Below are 18582 nucleotides of genomic sequence, written 5' to 3'. Positions count from 1 at the left end.
AACCACATCCACCTCTCAAAACCTCAAAAACATCCCCGACTGCATCCACTCCCGGTGCGATGCCACCTTCCTCTGGCGTCCCTCAACCACATCCACCTAACAAAACCTCAAAAACACCCCCAACTGCATCCACTCCCGGGCCAATGCCACCTTCCTCTGACGTCCCTCAACCACATCCACCTAACGAAACCTCAAACGTATCCCCGACTGCCTCCAACGCTAAAAGCAGACGTCAAAAAAAATCTCTCGCACAGACATGAAACTCCGGCATTCTCTTTCCCTGGCCTTCCGTAAAAAATTAAAATGTATTATACTTATTGACAAGCGGATAAAAACATCCGCCGCTGTTTATGGCAAATATCACACAAAGGGAGGTTTTTATCATGGAATACAGACGTTTTGGAAACACGATCTATCTTCGTCTTGATCCGAAGGAAGAGATCCTGGAGGAGATCGGCAAGGTTGCAAAAAAAGAGAATATCCGCCTTGCACAGGTCACAGGCCTTGGCGCCATCAATGATTTCACTGCAGGCGTATACAACACAGTGACAAAGGAATACCACTCTATTCAGTTCCAGGGAGCGTTTGAGATCGTATCACTTACCGGTACCGTTACCCGCAAAGACGGTGACGTTTATCTTCATCTCCATATCGCAGCCGGTGACGAGGAAGGCCATGTACACGGCGGTCATCTGAACCGTGCCATCATCAGCGCTACTGCCGAGATCCAGATCCAGGTGATCGACGGAAAAATCGGCCGTGAGTTCAGTCAGGAGATCGGTCTGAATCTGTTTAAATTCTGATTTTGCCAGAGGGATTCCGGACACAGTCTACTGCTTTACAGTTTAAAAATTTCATCACACATAAAAAGGGTGAAACTACACAGCATAATGCTGTCAGCTCACCCTTTTCTTTAGCTTCAATATTGCCCTCTTCCGCAATATCTGCAATGCTGTCACTGCTGTCGCCAAACTCTTCCGCACTCTCTGTCACGGTTCCGGCTTCCGCCAGCGGCATTTCCTCCTGTGCATAGGCCGTCACGGTTCCCGCTGACAGAGATGTGACTGTCACGGACGCCGCAAGCAGCCAGGCCATGATGGTACTCGTCTTTTTTCGCATACCTGTTCCTCCCTTTTCCTCTAATTCACTTTACAGTTTTCTGTAAAGCTGATATCACTGTGAATTTGCCTGATATTTTCTGTTCTGTCAACAAAGTGGATTTTAACAAAATCTGGTCAAACAGCTATTCGCAATTGAAGCAGAGGACTTCCCTGATTCACCGACATTTACATTGACAAATTCCCCTGTTATGATATACTTTGATGATAAAACTATTTTATACTAAAATTATTTAACGAAAGCAAATGAATGTGAGGATCTGATCATTATGAAGAATTTTAAAATCGGTGATAAACTTACGAGATTTCCCCTGATCCAGGGTGGAATGGGCGTTGGTATCAGCCTTGGCCGTCTGGCAGGCACCGTTGCAAAGGAAGGCGGGATTGGAATCATTTCCACCGCTCAGATCGGCTACCGGGAAAAGGATTTCGACCGGAATACCGAAGAAGCCAACCAGCGGGCTATCCTGTCCGAGATGAAAAAAGCACGCAGGATTTCTCCTGACGGTATCATCGGCTACAACATCATGGTTGCACTGAAGGAGTACGCATCTCATGTAAAAGCCGCTGTCCATGCCGGCGCTGACCTGATCATCTCCGGTGCAGGACTTCCTACAGAGCTCCCTGCTCTTGTCAGCGGAAGCAAAACAAAGATTGCCCCCATCGTCTCAACGGACAAATCTGCAAAGGTTATCCTGAAATACTGGGAAAGAAAGTACAAGCGCACTGCAGACCTTGTGGTGATCGAAGGTCCCCAGGCAGGCGGTCATCTGGGCTTCCACAAGGAAGAGCTGGATTCCTATACACCGGAAGCCTACGACAATGAGATCCGAAAGATCGTCCAGACTGTAAAAAGCTATGCCGCAAAATTCGGCACGGAAATCCCTGTAGTAGCTGCCGGCGGCATCGCCACGCACGAGGATGTAAAGCATGTCCTTGATCTTGGTGTGGACGGCGTTCAGGTTGCCACCCGTTTTATCCCAACGGAAGAATGTGACGCAGACATCCGGCTGAAAGAATCCCTGATCCACGCCGCAAAGGACGACATTGCCATTGTAAAAAGTCCGGTAGGTATGCCGGGACGTGCCATTATGAATCCCTTCATGCAGCACGTCATGGCCGGTGAAAAAATCCCGCACAGTCCCTGCCACCGCTGCCTTGCCAAATGTTCCCCCGGCGAGATCCCTTACTGCATTACAGACAAGCTGATCGCCGCCGTAAAGGGCGACGTGGAAAACGGCCTGCTGTTCTGCGGAGCAAAGGCCTATATGGCAGATAAGATCGAAACCGTGCACGATGTGATCGCTGATCTGTTTGGCACAGAATCGGAGTGCATCCGGCTGTCATAAAGATAAACCTGCGCCGCTAGGCGCACCTAAACAAAAAGCCCCTGCTTTCATTGCTTTTCGCAGTGAAAACAGGGACTTTTAGTTTTTCTACCGGTTATCGATCTTTTCCGGGTACATGTCATGCTCTGTCAGACGTTTCCAGGCAATCTCCTCCCATCTGGTTCCGGCTTTTCCGTAATTGCAGTAGGGATCAATGGAAATGCCACCTCTCGGCGTAAATTTTCCCCAGACCTCAATGTATTTCGGATCCATAAGACGGATCAGATCCTTCATAATGATGTTCACGCAATCCTCATGAAAATCTCCGTGATTGCGGAAGCTGAAAAGATACAGCTTCAGAGATTTGCTCTCCACCATTTTTTCACCGGGTACGTAGGATATCGTGATCGTCGCGAAATCCGGCTGTCCGGTAATGGGACAAAGGCTTGTAAATTCCGGGCAGTTAAATTTTACAAAGTAATCGTTGTCCGGGTGCTTGTTCAAAAATGTTTCCAGTACCTCCGGAGCATAATTGTCCGGATATTTTACTTTCTGATTTCCGAGAAGGGTGATCCCTTCTTTTTCCAGGTTTTCTCTGCTCATATTTTTTCCTTTCTATGGTCAAACGGATATTTATGATCCGATCTATCTGTCAAGTGCCGGATCCTTCACTCCATTGAGCCGGAATGCCTCTGCTCTGTCAATACAGGTTCCACACACACCGCAGGGCTTTTCGCCGCCTTCGTAACAGCTCCAGGTCAGTTCATAAGGAACATTCAGCTCCAGTCCGGTTTTTACGACCTCTGCCTTTGTGCAGCTGACAAAAGGCGCCTCAACCTTCAGCTGGCCGCCGCTTCCCTGATAGATCGCCTCGTTGATCGCATTGTGAAACGCACTGCTGCAGTCCGGATATGCATTTCCGGCTGCATCATCCGCATGTGCTCCGTAATAGATCACACTGCAGTTTTTTGACAGCGCAATACTTGCTGCCGAGGAAAGAAATAATCCGTTCCGGAACGGCACATAGGTTGAAACCGGTGAGCCATCGGTTTCCTTCAGCTGCTCTGCATAGCTTTCGTGTGGGATCTCTCTGTCTGAATGCTTCAGAAGCGAACAGTCACTGTACCGGAAGATCGGCTCCAGATCCAGATAAAGATGCTCCACTCCGTAATATTCTGCTGTTTTTCTGGCAGCCTCAATTTCTTTTGTGTGCTTCTGTCCGTAAGCTACTGTTAATGCAATTACATTCTCTTTTCCATATTTGTTTACGGCAAGCCCCAGGCAGGTGGTGGAATCCACACCGCCGCTTGCAAGTACAAGTGCTTTCATAGCGTTCTCCTTTTCTGCGGTATTTCTTGTTATATTGTGATATGTTTTCCTGTCATACTCCCCGTTTCTGCGGGTCCCAGATCACCTTATGAAGCTGGATCTGAAGCTTTACATCGTTGAGCTTTTTTTCCATAAGGAAATCCACGATCTCCACCGGCTGGATCCTGCCAAATACAGGGCTGAAATAAACTGCCGTTTTTCCGACCAGCCTGTACTTTTCCAGAATTTCCAGGGCTTTTTCCATATCTCTGCGGCTACTGACCACGAATTTCAGCGTATCCTCACTGCCCAGAAGCTCCAGATTGGAAAGGAGCATCTCTTTTTCCATGCCGCTGTCCGGTGCTTTATAATCCATGGTAAAGGACGGACGTTTTTTTAATATATGATAAGGCTTCAGATCTACGCTTCCATTAGTCTCAATCTCCACCCGCTGGGATGGATCCTCCAGGATTGCCTCGATCAGCTCCTCCATGCCTTTCCGTAAAAGTGGTTCCCCGCCTGTAAGTGTCACATTTTTTACGCCTGTTTCACGGATCCAGGAAAGGATCTCTTCTTCTGTCAGCCTTTCACTCTCACATCCCGGCTCATTTGCCCAGCTGGTATCACAATAGCTGCACTGAAGATTGCAGCCCTTAAACCGGATAAAAGCGGCAAGCTCTCCTGCCCGTCTGCCCTCTCCGTTGATGCTGACAAATTTCTCTACAACCTGATAGGTACTCATAGCCATACCGCCTCCGTTTCTTCTTCCGTTTCCCGGTAAGCTGCACAGTTATTTGGTGTTTCGTAAACAACAGCTCTTTTTACAGGATAGCCCTTTTCTTCCATTTTCCTGAAAAAATACTCTGAAAAATTCTCTGCTGTAGGGCGAAAGGGAACCTTCACCAGATGAAAGCCTTCCTCATCCAGTGCTTCCAGCGTTTTCGGACGTAATGTATTTTCTTCATAGATCAGCGTGTGATCCATGGAATCTGCCAGCTCCCGAAGATCCTTTTTCAGATCTCCGAAGTCTACCAGCATCCCTCGCCCCTGACCGTTTTTCTCCAGCTTCCGGCTTTCGATCTCAATCTCCACATGCCAGCGATGACCATGGATGTTGGAACATTTGCCGGTGTAACCGGACAGAAAGTGTGCCGAATCGAAATCTGCTTCTGTTTTTAACTGATACATAAATTTTTCCTCCTTCTGGATCTGTCACACCACCCGGATATTTCCATAAATAAAAAAAGCCGGGATTCCCGGCCTTGATCCAGTTAAAGTAAAAAAAGGGCAGACCCGCCACGAGTCTGCCCTGATTCTCACATCTTCTTCAGCCCTGGTTTTATTTATAGACAGGATGGTACAAACGAACTGTCTTATATTAATTTGTATGGTATTTCCGGAGATACTGCATCAAACGATAAATCGGACCAGATCATCCGCGTTCGCTGCTCACTCATGAGCGCAGTCGCTCCGCAACGATCTATGGGAACTTTCAGCTCCGGAATTACGGTAAATTTTCTGCAGAATTATCTTCTTCCGCAGCACTTCTTATATTTCTTACCGCTTCCGCACGGACACGGATCGTTGGGATAGATTTTTCTTGCAGATGCCGGCTGCATCGGCATTGCTGTCGGCACAAAGCTGTTCGGCATTGCAGTGTGCGGCTTGCCTGTGGCAAACGGCCATACTGCTCCTGAGATCTCATTCGGTGTGTAACCGCGGAATTCCAGCATTCTTGTGTTATTGTTTGCCTCCATGATCAGCTTTGTAAATTTCTCAAGCTGCTCATCGTTAAACTGGATCCCCTTCTGGTTCAGGTTTTCCATGATCGCTGACATTCTGCCATCCATGGAGCATTCTTTGTAAATAAAGAACAGTACCTGATCCTTCACTGCATCGGAAACCTTTATCTCATCCAGCAGGAATCTGCCCAGTCTCTGGTAAGAAGCAGATTTTGTTGGATACCCGTTTTCGGAATAATCCAGGATCTCATCTACAGACGGAATATAGAATTTCCGTCCACCCTGACGTCTCTCGATATCCTTGTAAATGTTATTGACCAGTGCGGATTTCAGGATCAGCTGATCCTCCGCAAGCTCACAGATACAGGCCTTCTCCGGAATGGTATGATACAGCTCGATGAATCTGTCATATCCGATGTCAAAGCCTTTTCTCTGCTTAAACATCTCATATACGGTCTTTGCCGGTGCAGATACATACAGATAGCTTACCATAATAAGGCAATCCTTCAACCAGTTTACCTGGCTGCGAAGTGTCTGGAACTCCGGTGTATTGATCTGATCGTAAACAGCTACAACCTCTGCCGGAACTTCTGCGTAATCATCACTGTAGGAAACAAGGTAGCCCATATCGTTCAGCCATTCTAATGTATTCCACTCATCCTCTGCAACATGGAAGCATTTTCTCTGAATAGCCGCCTCAAAAGCCAGTACCTCCTGATCGTCTGCTACGAGGAAGCTTGCTTTCATAACCTCCGGTTTAAGAACCTCTGCGGCAACCTTTGCGGCGATCTCTTCCTGATCCATTCCCTTGCAGTGAAGTCCAAGCTCACCTGCAATGCTGAGAAGGTCTTCTTTACGATAGGACATGAGGAAATCTTTTACTGTAGGATTTCTTCTGCTACCTGTGGCTGCCTCATCTGCTTTTGCAGCTCTGGCTGCTGCCTCTACTGCCGCTACTGTTGCAGCAATGTCTTCCGATGCTTTGGCTGTTTCCACCTCAGTTTCAACTGCTGCAGTGCATCCCAGCTCTGGTGCCTCTGTCCAGTACGGATCATCCTCACCCTTTACTTCTTTTATAATAGAAGGAGCTTCTGCTGTTCCCTCGTCTTTCTTCTCAATATCAACTCTGTATTCCGGAGCTTCCTTATCCGCACCATACTGACGGAAGGTAAACCATTTCTCGGAATCCATAAGCTCTGCAGTCTCTGTCTCGCCTGCATTTAATAATGTGAAATTATTCTTCGCTTCTCCGTCACCGTTCTCACGGATCTGTACTTTTTTCTGAAAAAATTCAATCTCATATAGGCTGCCTGCCGGATACTGAACCAGTTTTTCAAGCATGGCTGCCATATTTGCAAATGTAACGTCAGCCGCAACAGTACAACGTCTCCATACCGGCGGTTTCGTTCCTTTTCTTGTGATTTTTAACTGATAAAACATTCCTGTGTTCCTCTCCTGTAAATATATGCCGGATCAGGAGATACGAATAACTCCTGATCCGGCGTAAGCAACTTCCCCTATGTTATACAAAAATAGAGAAATTGTCAATATTTGAGAGGCTTCTACAACACAATATCATATTTCTCAACCTGGATCACAGCATTTCCGTCACTGTGAAACAGGATCTCATCTGCTTCCACTGGTGTTGGGATCACGGTAGTCGCAGTTTTGCTTCCATCATTGATAAAAAGCTCTATGGAGCTTCGATCCAGGATAAAACGCAGCTTCAGATTTTGTCTGTCATCTGTGATCTGGAGCTTTCTTGTACATACAACATCACGCTGCACCCCGCTCCAGGTTCTGTCGATTTCCAGTATCTGTCTTTTTCGATCATAGGTAAAGACCGTTGTATATTCTTCATTGCGTGCAAGCTCGATCCGGAACTCATTGTACACATCCAATGCTTCCTGATTTGGATTTCCGGAGTTCCTGCTTCCATCCATGATGCCATCTGCGTTTTGCAGTTCCACAGTCAGATCGATCATTCGGCCACGGACGCCTTCAAGGCTTAAGCTCTCACCCACTTTTACATTCTCATAACAGCAACGGTTTTTCCGATAATTCTCAATTTCTCGGACCGGCTTCTGCCAGATCTTTCCGTCACGATATTCCAGCTCTCTCGGAAGAGTCATCATTCCCTGCCATCTCTGCTTTTCCTTGATCACACAGCTATCCCAGGATTTCATCCAGGCGATCATCACTCTTCTTCCATCTGGAAGAAGGGTTGTCTGCGGCGCATAAAAATCAAGTCCGTAGTCCAGACTTACCGGTGCGTCTTTTTCAAATGTATGTTTTTCGCTGTCATAATCTCCCGTAAAATACAGGGAATTATGTCCATTATGAAACTCATACCCTTTTGCACGCATATGCTGCGGAGAACAGATCAGCACATGTTTATCCCCGAGCGGAAAGAAATCGGGGCATTCCCACATAACACCGATTTCTCCTGTGGAGTTCTCCGCAAGAATTGTTTCAAATTTCCATTCTTTCAGATCTTTACTGGAAAACAGAACTACCTGTCCAGGAATTTCTTCGCTGCGGCATCCTACGAGCATATGGTATGTTCCGTTATCTTCCCATACCTTCGGATCACGGAAATCAACTCTGCTGCATTTCTCCGGAAGCATATCTCCGGTGACTATCGGATTTTTCTCTGCCTTTACATAATCTTTTCCGTCACCCCAGGCAAGGCACTGATTCTGCCGGACTTCTTCTTTTCCATCAGGCAGCTTTTCTGTTGTAACTCCTGTGTAGATCAAAGCCTGTTTTCCATCCGCTTCAATAGCACTTCCGGAAAAGCATCCCTCTCGATCATATTCCTGATCCGGTGCAAGCGCTGTAGGAAGCTGCTCCCATCTGATCATATCCTCCGTCACACTGTGGCCCCAGTGCATAGGGCCCCAGTCACGGCTGTAAGGATGATACTGGTAAAAAAGATGTACCTTTCCTTTAAAAACAGAAAATCCATTGGGATCATTGATCCAGCCAACCGGTGCAGATACATGAAAGGCCGGTTTCTCTTCCTGCGGGATATTTTTTGCTTCCTCTATTTCATAAAGACGTGCTTTTTCAAGTTTTTCACTCATACTCTGCTCTCTCTTTCTTTTTTATGTTTCTGACCGGTATCTTTTTCTGTTTTTATTTCTCTGTCTCACTAAGAGACTTCTGATACTGGTCAAAATATTTCTGTTTGATTGCCAGATAATCAGACAGTCCATACTGCTCCATCTTTTTCAGATAGGAATCCCATTCTTTATCGATGCCGCCATTCAGGATCCAGTCTGCTTTTTTCTGTTCCGCATACTTCTTGATATCTGTGTCGTACTGAGATACCTTATTGGTATCATCAATACTCATAAATACATTCGGATACACATATTTACTGTTCATATCCTTAAGATATGTTTCATGCATATTGTCGAGACGCCATTTTGCATCTGCCGGCTCTGTTACATATACATCGTAATACTCGTTAAGTATTGCCAACGGTCCGTTTACAGACTGTGCTTCACGAACCTCTACCGGAGATGCATCTCCCAGATCCATATATTTCAGCATCTGACCACCTTCTGCATTCTCGGACATCTCAAAGATATTAAATGAATCTTTTTCCCCGTAAGTACCCCAGTTATTCTGCGGAGACTGGATCGGTGCATACATCTGATCGATCCATGCTGCTGCCAGTGCCGTATTCCGACAGCTTGTAGTCAGAACGCAACGTCCTCTGTCAAAGCCACTGGTTTCACTGTTATTCTGTCTTGTGATATTTACAAGACCATCCGGACCGGCCAGCGCCGGGAGCATTACATAATCTTCATTGTTATCAATATTTGCAATATCCCAGGTGAAACACAGACCATATCTGTGGTTCTTACCTTTTGCAACATAAGTTGACCATTCCTGGGTAAAAGCCTCCGGATCCACCAGCTTTTCTTCTACCAACTGATGGAGCCACTGAATACCTTCTTTATAGCCTTCCTGTACAGTTGTATAAATAACGGTTCCATCATCTTTCACTGCAAAATGATCACCGGTGTCACCATATCCTTCTCCGAATCCGTTGATGAGAATTGCAGGATCCTGATCACCATTATTGATGATAAAGGACATCGGGATCACACCACCCTCAATGTTGAATTTCTTTTCCAGTTTATCTGCATTGTCGCGGAAAGCGACCAGAACCTGTTCCAGTTCCTCAGTTGTAGTCGGAACGTCCAGCTTCAGATAATCCAGCCATTTTTTATTAATGTAGGGAATATCTCCAATTGCCTGAATGGCTTCTTTCCCCGCACCAAGCTGCTCGATCCATGGGAAAGAATAAATATGTCCGTCCGGTGCTGTACACATTGTTCTGTATTCCGGGTATTTTTCAAATACAGCCTTAAGATTCGGCATGTATTTATCAATGAGATTTTCTACCGGAATAATGATTCCCTGTTTGGCATAACGAAGAAGATCATAATCACTCATCCCTGCGTTAAAAAGTCCATCCGGAAGATTTCCGAACTGTGCCAGCGCTAGATTTTTTTTGTCATCAAACTGATCCGATACAAAACAGGTCCAGTCAATGTGGACATTGGTCTGCTTTTCCAGTCTTTTAAAAATCGTTCTTTCATTAGGTTCCTGTGTAGATGTTGCAGGTGCACTGGTAATAAAAGACAGCTCTGCTTTTTCTTTCAGAGGAAAGGACACATCTTCCACCGGGATATCCGGATCTGTTTCTGCTTTCATGTGTTCTTTTCCGTTTCCACATCCGGCACTGCATACCATTATAATTGCAGAAAGCCCGATTGCCAATAATGCCTTCATTCTTTTTTTCATCATTATCAACCTCCTGTCATCAGCCTTTTACAGAACCAACCATAATGCCCTGGTCAAAATATTTCTGGAAGAATGGATACATGATCAGAAGCGGTAAACTTGATACAATGATCGTAGCATATTTCAGAAGTTCCGCTACCTTTGCCATCTGTGCAGTACTCTGGATATCTGCGATCATTCCGGGCTGCGGTGTATTCTGTACAAGGATGGAACGAAGTACCAGCTGCAATGGCTGCAGTTTCGCATCATTCAAATAAATCATAGCGTCAAAATAACTGTTCCACATTCCTACAAAGGACCACAGTGCAAGCACTGCGATGATCGGTTTGCATACCGGCATCATAATCTTGAAAAAATGCTCGATTTCCGTGGCACCGTCAATGGCAGATGCCTCTCTGAGTTCCTTGGGGATAGACTGATAATAGGTTCTGGCAAGGATCATGTTCCAGACATTAAACGCACCCGGAAGCAGGATTGCCCAGATTGTATTTACCAGATGCAGCTGATTGATCAGGATAAAAGTCGGGATCATTCCTCCACCGAAAAACATGGTAATGAGAAAAATAACATTGAAGAAATTTCTTCCCACAAATTCTTTCTTGGACATTGGATATGCTGCCAGCAGAGTTACCAAAACTGAAATAATGGTAAACACCAGGGAATAAAAAAATGAGTTTGCAAAACCTCTCCAGATCATATTATTTTCAAGAACTCTGCGGTACGCATCGATCGTCCACTTCCGCACATCAAAGCTGATCCCCTGGCTGTTCAGCACATTCGGATCCATAAAGGATGCGATCACAACATATAAAAGCGGAACCAGAATGGAAAGTACAAATGCACCCAGAAGTACGTATCCGATTCCTAAAATGGCTTTGTCAGATGCCGAATATTTCTTTTTCTTTGCTTTTGCCATAACAGCACCTCCTATAATCCCTCTCCGTCATTCAGTTTCTTGACTACCCAGTTTACAAAGATCAAAAGAATTACATTGATCACTGAATTAAACAGCCCCACTGCTGTAGAATATCCATAGTCTCCATTCAGAAGACCGATTCTGTATACATAAGTAGAAAGAATCTCAGATGCAGGAAGGTTCATATCTGTCTGCAGTGCATATGCTTTTTCAAAACCAATGCTCATAATATTTCCGGCCTGAAGGATAAACTGGATCACAATGATGTTTTTAATAGCCGGAAGCTGTACATACCAGATCTGCTGCAGGATATTTGCTCCATCCACCACTGCTGCCTCTTCCAGATCCTTACTTGCATTGGCAAGTGCTGCAGTATACATAATGGATGCCCATCCGGCTGTCTGCCAGATTCCGCTGGCTATGTAAATGGTACGAAATGCTGCCGGCATAGTCATCCAATTGGCATCGGAACCGATCAGTTTATTCAGCGGACCTACCGGTGAAAGAAACATACGAACCATACCACAGAGTACGATAACGGAAATAAAATTCGGCGCATAGATCAGAAGCTGAATTTTTTTCCTGATCCCGGCTCTCCGGATCTGATTCAGAAGAAGTGCCAGGATGATCGGAATCGGAAATCCCCACAGCAGTCCGTAAATACTCAGTTTCAAAGTGTTCACAAGATAATTCATAAAATCCGGTGATGCCAGAAATCTCCGGAAGTATTCCAGTCCTACCCATTTGCTTCCAAATACACCATCAATGACATTGTAATCCTCAAAAGCGATCAGTACGCCACCCATGGGCACGTATTTGAAGATGATCGTCAGAAGAAGTGCAGGCAGCAGAAAAAACACATACAGCTGCCAGTTCTTTTTCACATACTGAAGCTTTTCTGCAGCAGTTCTTTTTCCTGCCGGAACAGCTTTCGCAGAACCTTTTTTCATTCTCTTTTCCTCCCGTTTTTGTTCTTTCGTTCTTGTTTAGTAACCGGTAAAGTAACCGGTTACTTTATAATTTGATACTACTATATGACATAGCTTCTGTCAACCTTTTTTGTTAATTTATTCAAGAAAAGTTACCGGTAACTTAACTGGTTATTTTTTTATTGCTATTTAACGTCTGTATTGTTATACTTAATTACATCAATCCAATTATCCTGTACGGTCTGCAGATTTCTCTTATATGATCACATCTGCATTCCGTATCATAACTTTCTGCTGTTAAAAGGAGACTATTTTTTTATGGCTAAAAAACAGGTAACATTTGCCGATATTGCAGAATACACTGGTTTTTCCAAGACTACGATCTCCAGATATTTCAATCATCCGGATTCTCTGACCCTGGAAAATCAGGAAAAGATCGCAAAAGCCCTTGATGAGCTCGGCTACAGAAAAAACAAGCTTGCCAGGGTTCTTGCCAATGGAAAAAGCGAATTTGTAGGGATCATTGTCCCGAACCTTTATCTTCATTATTATTCCGAAATGCTGACACAGCTTCTTCGAAGTTACTCCGATTATCATTACAAATTTCTGGTTTTTGTCAGTGATGGCGGCCCGGAGAAAGAAATGCAGTATCTGGACGAGCTGATGGCTTATAAGATTGAAGGACTTATTGTTCTCAGCCATACTCTTTCCTCTGAAAAACTGGCTTCCTATAATATTCCTGTGATCGCCATTGAACGTGAAGCAGAACATATATGCAGCGTTACAACAGACAATTACATGGGCAGCATGCAGGCTACTTCTCTGCTGATACGTAATCAGTGTGATGTACTGATCCACATCAATGTCCATGTACCTGAGAATATTCCGGCTTATGACCGTATCCGTGCCTTTGAGGAAACATGCCGGGAATATCATGTTCCTTATGAACTGAACCTTAATGTTTCCGGTGATTCCTATCAGGAGCTTTTTGAACAGATGCGTGTGATCTTTCAGGATATTGACAGTAAATATTCCGGTCAGAAAAAAGGCATATTTTTATCCAATGATACTTACGCAAATATATTTCTCAATCTGATCTTCCAGAAATACAACTGTCTGCCGGATGAATATCAGATCATCGGATTCGATAATTCACCCATTGCTGCGGAGTCCATCATTCCGATCACTACTATTGGACAGCAGATTGATGTGATCGCACAGACTACCATGGAACTGCTTGTGGAACAGATGAACGAAATGAAGAAAAGAAAACCGGCACCGCTTCAAAAACCGATCCACAAAAAGATCACTCCTGTTCTGATACGACGACAGACAACCGGAGACTGAAAATACTTACAACATTTTTCCATATTCCATAACAACCCGTATATTCATGTACTGGAAACTTCATGCTATAATTCTGTAGAAAAATGTCAGATAACCATTACCGCCGGGAAATATTTTACAGTTTTCCCGACATCTATAAATATCTATTCAGGGAGGAAATCATGAAAAAAGATCAGGAAATTTTTCAGGAACGTTTAAACCATCATCACGACGAGCTTCGATGGCTGTACACAGAGCTTTATCACAATGACGATATGTTTGCAGAGCTCTGCGACCAGATGTACCAGTATTTTACAGCACGCCGACGCGCGCTCAAAAACCGCGACCTGGAAAGAGAAAAAAATCCGGACTGGTTCCGCCAGAAGGATATGCTTGGCATGATGCTCTATATTGACAATTTTGCCGGCAACATCAAGGGAGTTTCTGCCAAGCTTCCATATCTTAAGGAATGCAACGTGAACTGCCTGCATCTGATGCCGTTTCTGGACACTCCGAAGGGCCGTTCCGACGGTGGTTACGCAGTAGCCGACTTCCGCAAAGTCCGCCCGGACCTTGGTTCTATGAAGGACCTGGCTGCCCTTGCAGATAAATGCCACAAAAACGGAATGAACCTGTGTATGGATTTTGTTATGAACCACACTTCCGAGGATCATGAGTGGGCCAAAAAGGCACGCCAGGGTGACGGCGAATATATGAGCCGTTACTTCTTCTACAACAACCGTGAGATCCCGGACGAGTACGAAAAGACCGTACCTCAGGTGTTCCCTACCACTGCTCCGGGAAACTTTACCTGGCTTCCGGATATCGGTCATTATGTCATGACTACTTTTTACCCGTATCAGTGGGATCTGAACTATGGCAATCCCCGTGTTTTCAATGAGATGATGTATAACTTCCTCTTCCTTGCAAACCAGGGAATGGATGTGATCCGTATTGATGCGGTTCCGTATATCTGGAAAGAGCTTGGAACTCCGTGCCGTAACCTGAAACAGGTTCATACCATCGTCCGTATGATGCGTATGATCGCTGAAATCGTCTGCCCCAGTGTTGTTCTTCTGGGTGAGGTCGTTATGGAGCCGGAGAAGGTTGTTCCTTATTTCGGAACTGTAGAGAAACCTGAATGCCATATGCTTTACAATGTAACCACCATGGCTACAACCTGGAACAGCATTGCCACCCGCGATATCCGCCTTCTGAAAAAACAGATGGACGTTGTAAACAGCCTTCCGAAGCAGTACACCTTCCTGAATTATCTCCGCTGCCATGACGATATCGGCTGGGGACTTGATTTCGCCACTCTGAAAGACTGGGGCATGGATGAGCCATCTCATAAGCGTTACCTGAATGATTTCTTTACAGGAAAGCATCCGGGAAGCGACAGCCGCGGAGAGCTCTATAATGATGACCCGGTAACTCAGGATGCCCGTTTCTGCGGAACTACTGCTTCCATGTGCGGGATCGAGGCTGCTCTTTTTGAAAAAGATGACGAGAAGCTGAAAAGGGGTATCCGCGAGGATCTGATGCTTCACGCATATATGCTTACCCAGTCCGGAATCCCGATGCTTTACAGCTCCGATGAAATCGGACGTCTCAATGATTATTCCTATAAAGAGGATCCGGATAAGGCTGCAGATTCCCGCTATATCCACCGTGGTGCTTTCCAGTGGGAGCTTGCCGGAAAAAGAAACTCCAAATCCTCCGTTGAGGGACAGATCTTCCAGACTCTTAGCCGCATGGAGCAGATCCGCAGCCAGGAATCTGTTTTTGATAAGGACTGTGATGTATATACATACGATGTTCATGATGACAGCATTCTCTGCATCCTCCGCCAGAAAGGAAACGAACGTTTCATCGGAATCTTCAATTTCAGTGACAGCGAAAAAACTGCCTGGATGCAGGAGGAAGGAACCTTCCGCGATCTGATCACTGACCAGACACTGGAGCTTAAGGATGTGGAGCTTCCGGCTTATGGATTTATGTGGTGTAAGAGGATGTAACTGTTACTTGGTAAATAAAAAAGACGTGGCCTTACGGATCCACGTCTTTTTATTATGTTATATCTTTATTTTTTATAAGCTGTTCTGGTATTCAGAAATTACTTGCAGAGCTCCTCTGCCATTGCATCGATCTCTGCCACATTCTCATCGCTGAGGGAAGATATGATCTTTACATTGTTCTCAAGCCATGTGATATTTTTACTCTTCTCGAACATTCCTTTCATGACTTTAGCTGCAGTCGGTGCCCAGCTTCCGTTCTCAATGAGGCCGATGGTGCGGTTCTGGTAATTACGCTCTGTCAGGTTCTCGATGAATGTACGCATAAACGGGAATGCTTCTCCGTTGTATGTAATGCTGGCCAGTACCAGCTTGCCGTAGCGGAAAGCATCCTCCACTGCCTCTGCCATGTCTTCTCTTGCAAGATCGCAGACAACAACCTTCGGGCAGCCCTTTTCCTCCAGCTTCTGTGCAAGAAGCTCTGCTGCTTTCTTTGTATGTCCGTATACAGATGTGTAGGCGATCATTACTCCTTCACTCTCTACTTTATAAGAAGACCAGATATCATATTTCTCCAGATAATGTCCAAGATTTTCGGTAAGGATCGGTCCGTGAAGCGGGCAGATGGTCTGGATATCAAGAGTTGCTGCTGCCTTGAGAAGCTTCTGTACCTGCGGACCGTATTTTCCGACGATTCCGATATAGTAGCGACGTGCTTCGCAGTCCCAGTCCTCTTCTACATCAAGAGCTCCGAATTTACCAAAGCCGTCTGCGGAAAACAGAACTTTGTCTGTGCTGTCATATGTAACCATAACCTCCGGCCAGTGAACCATCGGTGCAAATACGAAGGTAAGGACGTGTTTTCCAAGTGTCAGGGTGTCACCGTTGGCTACAATATGTTTCTTTCCTTCCAGATCCATTCCACGGAAGAAATTCTCCATCATGGTAAAGGTCTTTGTGTTGGCAACAACAGTTGTATCCGGGTATGCTTTCATGAAATTCTCAATATTTGCTGCATGGTCCGGCTCCATATGCTGGACTACAAGATAATCCGGTTTCGCACCATCCAGAACCTCTGCAACTTTTCCAAGCCACTCTTCTGTGAAGCCGGCATCTACAGTGTCCATAACTGCGATCTTCTCATCTTTGATCACATAGGAGTTGTAGGACATTCCGTTTGGCACTACATACTGTCCCTCAAACAGGTCTACCTGATGATCGTTTACTCCTACATAATAAATATCATTTCCGATTTTCATTGTATTGAGTTCCTCCTTAGTCTGCTGTATTTTATATTTCCAATATTTCTGAAAATACTTTCTTATTGCTCTCATTTATTATATCATTGTTCGTACTGAAATCAATGTAGAATCTATAAATAAAAACAAACCTCTGCGCCTGGTAAAAGAGCTATTTTCCCCTCTTTACAAACCTATTCCAACATAGTATTGTATACCTTGGATGAAGGAATTTTTTATAATTTTTATGAGGTAAACTATGTGTGAAAATGAAAAAAAGAAAACGTCTTCCATTGAGATGACCTCCGGCTCTCTCTGGAAAAATATCCTCCTCTTTAGCCTTCCCCTGATGGGGTCCCAGGTGTTGGAGGTTCTTTTTAATTTAAGTGATGTTGCGGTTGTAGGGCGATTTGCAGATTACATGGCACTTGGAGCTGTGGGTTCCACAACTCTGCTGGTCACTTTATTTACCGGAATCCTGATCGGCATGGGCGCCGGAGTCAATGTTCGTGTAGCACACGAGCTTGGTGCCGAAAACAGAAAAGGAACCGAAGAAACGATCCATACATCTCTTCTTCTCTGTGCCATCGCAGGACTTCTGGTCTGTGTCGTCTGTCTTTTGTTTTCCGGACAGATGCTGTCCATGATGAATACGAAACCGGAGCTGATGGACCAGGCTGTTTTATATATGAAGATTTATGCTCTGGGTATGCCGGCCATGGCTGTATACAATTTCGGTAACGGCGTATTAAGTGCCCGCGGCGATACGAAGCGACCGCTGATCTATCTTTCCATTGCCGGAGTGATCAACGTTCTTCTGAACCTGTTTTTCGTTATCGTCTGTCATATGGCCGCCGCAGGTGTGGCAACTGCCAGCGCGATCGCACTGTATATCTCCGCAGCGCTGGTAATGATCCACCTCCTTCGGAGAAAAGACGAATGCAGGGTATCCCTGCGTAAGCTCCGTCTTCACCCGAAGGCCTGTAAAGCAGTACTGCTTCTTGGTATTCCCACAGGTCTGCAGAACGGAATTTTTGCCATTGCAAATCTGTTCGTACAGACCGGTGTCAACTCCTTCGATGCAGTCACGGTTTCCGGAAATGCCGCTGCCGCAAATGCAGACTCTCTGATCTACAACGTCATGTTTGCTTTCTATACTGCATGCGCGAGCTTCATCGGTCAGAACTGGGGTGCCGGAAATAAAAAACGTATGCTGAAGACTTATGGGATCAGCCTTACCTATGCCTTCATCGCAGGTGCGATCCTTGGTGGACTGCTTCTTGTTTTCGGTCCGCAGTTTCTGTCACTGTTTGCCACAGAACCGGCAGTCATCGATGCCGGCATGGAGAGGATCCGGATCATGGGCTTCAGCTATGCCTTCAGCTGTTTTATGGATTGCAGTATCGCCGCTTCCCGTGGCATCGGAAAAAGTATCCCACCGACCATCATCATCATTCTGGGATCCTGTGTATTCCGTGTCATCTGGTTCTATACAGTGTTTGCACACTTCCAGACCATTTCCTCACTTTATCTCCTGTATATTTTCTCATGGGGAATTACAGGCTTTGCGGAGGTTCTGTTCTTTGCTGTAAGCTTCCGGAAAATTCGGACCTGATACTTCAAATATATAGCGCCAGACGAAGCATTGATCTGGCGCTTTTTATATCTTTCTCGCGTTTTATGTACATTTGTCTTTACAAGGCGGACATAATTGTATATAATTATCCTGTTGTGCTTTTACGCGATGCAGTAATACCGGCTTAGAACGATCCGCCCTTTACACTGGATCGTTGCTTTGCAGCTCAGCATTTTTTTAGCACACTCACACAATAGGAAAGAGG

General features: G+C 45.3%; 15 protein-coding genes and 1 pseudogene. 5 read left to right on the top strand and 11 right to left on the bottom strand.

What is annotated here, in order from left to right:
• The first annotated feature begins 383 nt into the window (after window positions 1-383).
• Window positions 384-803 (top strand): PPC domain-containing DNA-binding protein, encoded by a 420-nt coding sequence (locus tag NE671_RS11915; RefSeq protein WP_178818010.1) that lies wholly within the window; start codon window positions 384-386, stop codon window positions 801-803.
• Here NE671_RS11915 and NE671_RS11910 read toward each other — a convergent pair.
• Window positions 793-1119, bottom strand: coding sequence for a hypothetical protein (locus NE671_RS11910; protein WP_021652911.1), 327 nt, complete (start codon window positions 1117-1119; stop codon window positions 793-795). The two genes, NE671_RS11915 and NE671_RS11910, sit on opposite strands and share 11 nt — an antisense overlap.
• Window positions 1120-1387: 268 nt before the next feature.
• Between NE671_RS11910 and NE671_RS11905 the strand changes: the two genes are divergently transcribed.
• Window positions 1388-2467, top strand: a complete 1080-nt coding sequence (locus NE671_RS11905) for an NAD(P)H-dependent flavin oxidoreductase (protein WP_021652910.1) — start codon at window positions 1388-1390, stop codon at window positions 2465-2467.
• An 87-nt stretch (window positions 2468-2554) separates the two neighbouring features.
• On the opposite strand, the gene queF is transcribed toward NE671_RS11905, so the two are convergent.
• The 9 genes from queF to NE671_RS11860 form a co-directional block, all read right to left on the bottom strand.
• On the bottom strand, window positions 2555-3049 hold the full coding sequence (queF, locus tag NE671_RS11900; RefSeq protein ID WP_015526640.1) for a preQ(1) synthase: 495 nt from the start codon (window positions 3047-3049) through the stop codon (window positions 2555-2557).
• Window positions 3050-3091: 42 nt separating this feature from the next.
• Window positions 3092-3808, bottom strand: a complete 717-nt coding sequence (queC, locus tag NE671_RS11895; protein WP_256164017.1) for a 7-cyano-7-deazaguanine synthase QueC — start codon at window positions 3806-3808, stop codon at window positions 3092-3094.
• A 19-nt stretch (window positions 3809-3827) separates the two neighbouring features.
• A complete protein-coding gene (queE, locus tag NE671_RS11890) occupies window positions 3828-4496 on the bottom strand; it encodes a putative 7-carboxy-7-deazaguanine synthase QueE (RefSeq protein ID WP_059086406.1) in 669 nt (222 codons plus the stop codon).
• Window positions 4493-4942 carry a 6-carboxytetrahydropterin synthase QueD gene (gene queD / locus NE671_RS11885; RefSeq protein WP_021976186.1) on the bottom strand — a complete coding sequence of 150 codons (450 nt, stop codon included), beginning with the start codon at window positions 4940-4942 and terminating at the stop codon, window positions 4493-4495. Before queD ends, queE begins: the two co-directional genes overlap by 4 nt.
• 338 nt (window positions 4943-5280) lie before the next feature.
• Complete coding sequence (locus NE671_RS11880) at window positions 5281-6936, bottom strand: YecA family protein (protein ID WP_256164014.1); 1656 nt, start codon at window positions 6934-6936, stop codon at window positions 5281-5283.
• 122 nt (window positions 6937-7058) lie between these two features.
• Window positions 7059-8582 carry a glycoside hydrolase family 32 protein gene (locus NE671_RS11875; RefSeq protein WP_110103178.1) on the bottom strand — a complete coding sequence of 508 codons (1524 nt, stop codon included), beginning with the start codon at window positions 8580-8582 and terminating at the stop codon, window positions 7059-7061.
• A gap of 52 nt (window positions 8583-8634) precedes the next feature.
• Window positions 8635-10266 carry an ABC transporter substrate-binding protein gene (locus tag NE671_RS11870; RefSeq protein WP_442863824.1) on the bottom strand — a complete coding sequence of 544 codons (1632 nt, stop codon included), beginning with the start codon at window positions 10264-10266 and terminating at the stop codon, window positions 8635-8637.
• A 70-nt stretch (window positions 10267-10336) separates the two neighbouring features.
• Window positions 10337-11233 (bottom strand): carbohydrate ABC transporter permease, encoded by an 897-nt coding sequence (locus NE671_RS11865; protein WP_015526648.1) that lies wholly within the window; start codon window positions 11231-11233, stop codon window positions 10337-10339.
• Window positions 11234-11244: 11 nt separating this feature from the next.
• The gene (locus NE671_RS11860) at window positions 11245-12183 is read right to left on the bottom strand and encodes an ABC transporter permease (protein WP_015526649.1); all 939 of its coding nucleotides are present in this window, start codon (window positions 12181-12183) and stop codon (window positions 11245-11247) included.
• A gap of 297 nt (window positions 12184-12480) precedes the next feature.
• Here NE671_RS11860 and NE671_RS11855 point away from each other — a divergent pair, with 297 nt between their 5' ends.
• Both NE671_RS11855 and NE671_RS11850 read left to right on the top strand, forming a co-directional pair.
• Window positions 12481-13509 (top strand): LacI family DNA-binding transcriptional regulator, encoded by a 1029-nt coding sequence (locus tag NE671_RS11855; protein WP_015526650.1) that lies wholly within the window; start codon window positions 12481-12483, stop codon window positions 13507-13509.
• A 161-nt stretch (window positions 13510-13670) separates the two neighbouring features.
• On the top strand, window positions 13671-15506 hold the full coding sequence (locus NE671_RS11850) for an amylosucrase (protein WP_114002676.1): 1836 nt from the start codon (window positions 13671-13673) through the stop codon (window positions 15504-15506).
• A 101-nt stretch (window positions 15507-15607) separates the two neighbouring features.
• Here the strand turns inward: NE671_RS11850 and NE671_RS11845 are convergent.
• Window positions 15608-16762, bottom strand: a pseudogene (locus tag NE671_RS11845) (FprA family A-type flavoprotein); the annotation flags it as partial.
• Between the two features lie 238 nt (window positions 16763-17000).
• On the opposite strand from NE671_RS11845, the gene NE671_RS11840 reads away from it, so the two are divergent.
• Complete coding sequence (locus NE671_RS11840; RefSeq protein ID WP_021652900.1) at window positions 17001-18356, top strand: MATE family efflux transporter; 1356 nt, start codon at window positions 17001-17003, stop codon at window positions 18354-18356.
• Window positions 18357-18582: the final 226 nt, after the last annotated feature.

The organism is Blautia sp. DFI.9.10 (genome assembly GCF_024461705.1).
Taxonomy (GTDB): domain Bacteria; phylum Bacillota; class Clostridia; order Lachnospirales; family Lachnospiraceae; genus Blautia_A; species Blautia_A fusiformis.
The sequence above is the reverse complement of the archived record's forward strand: the minus strand, read 5'-3'. Positions and strand labels throughout refer to the sequence as shown.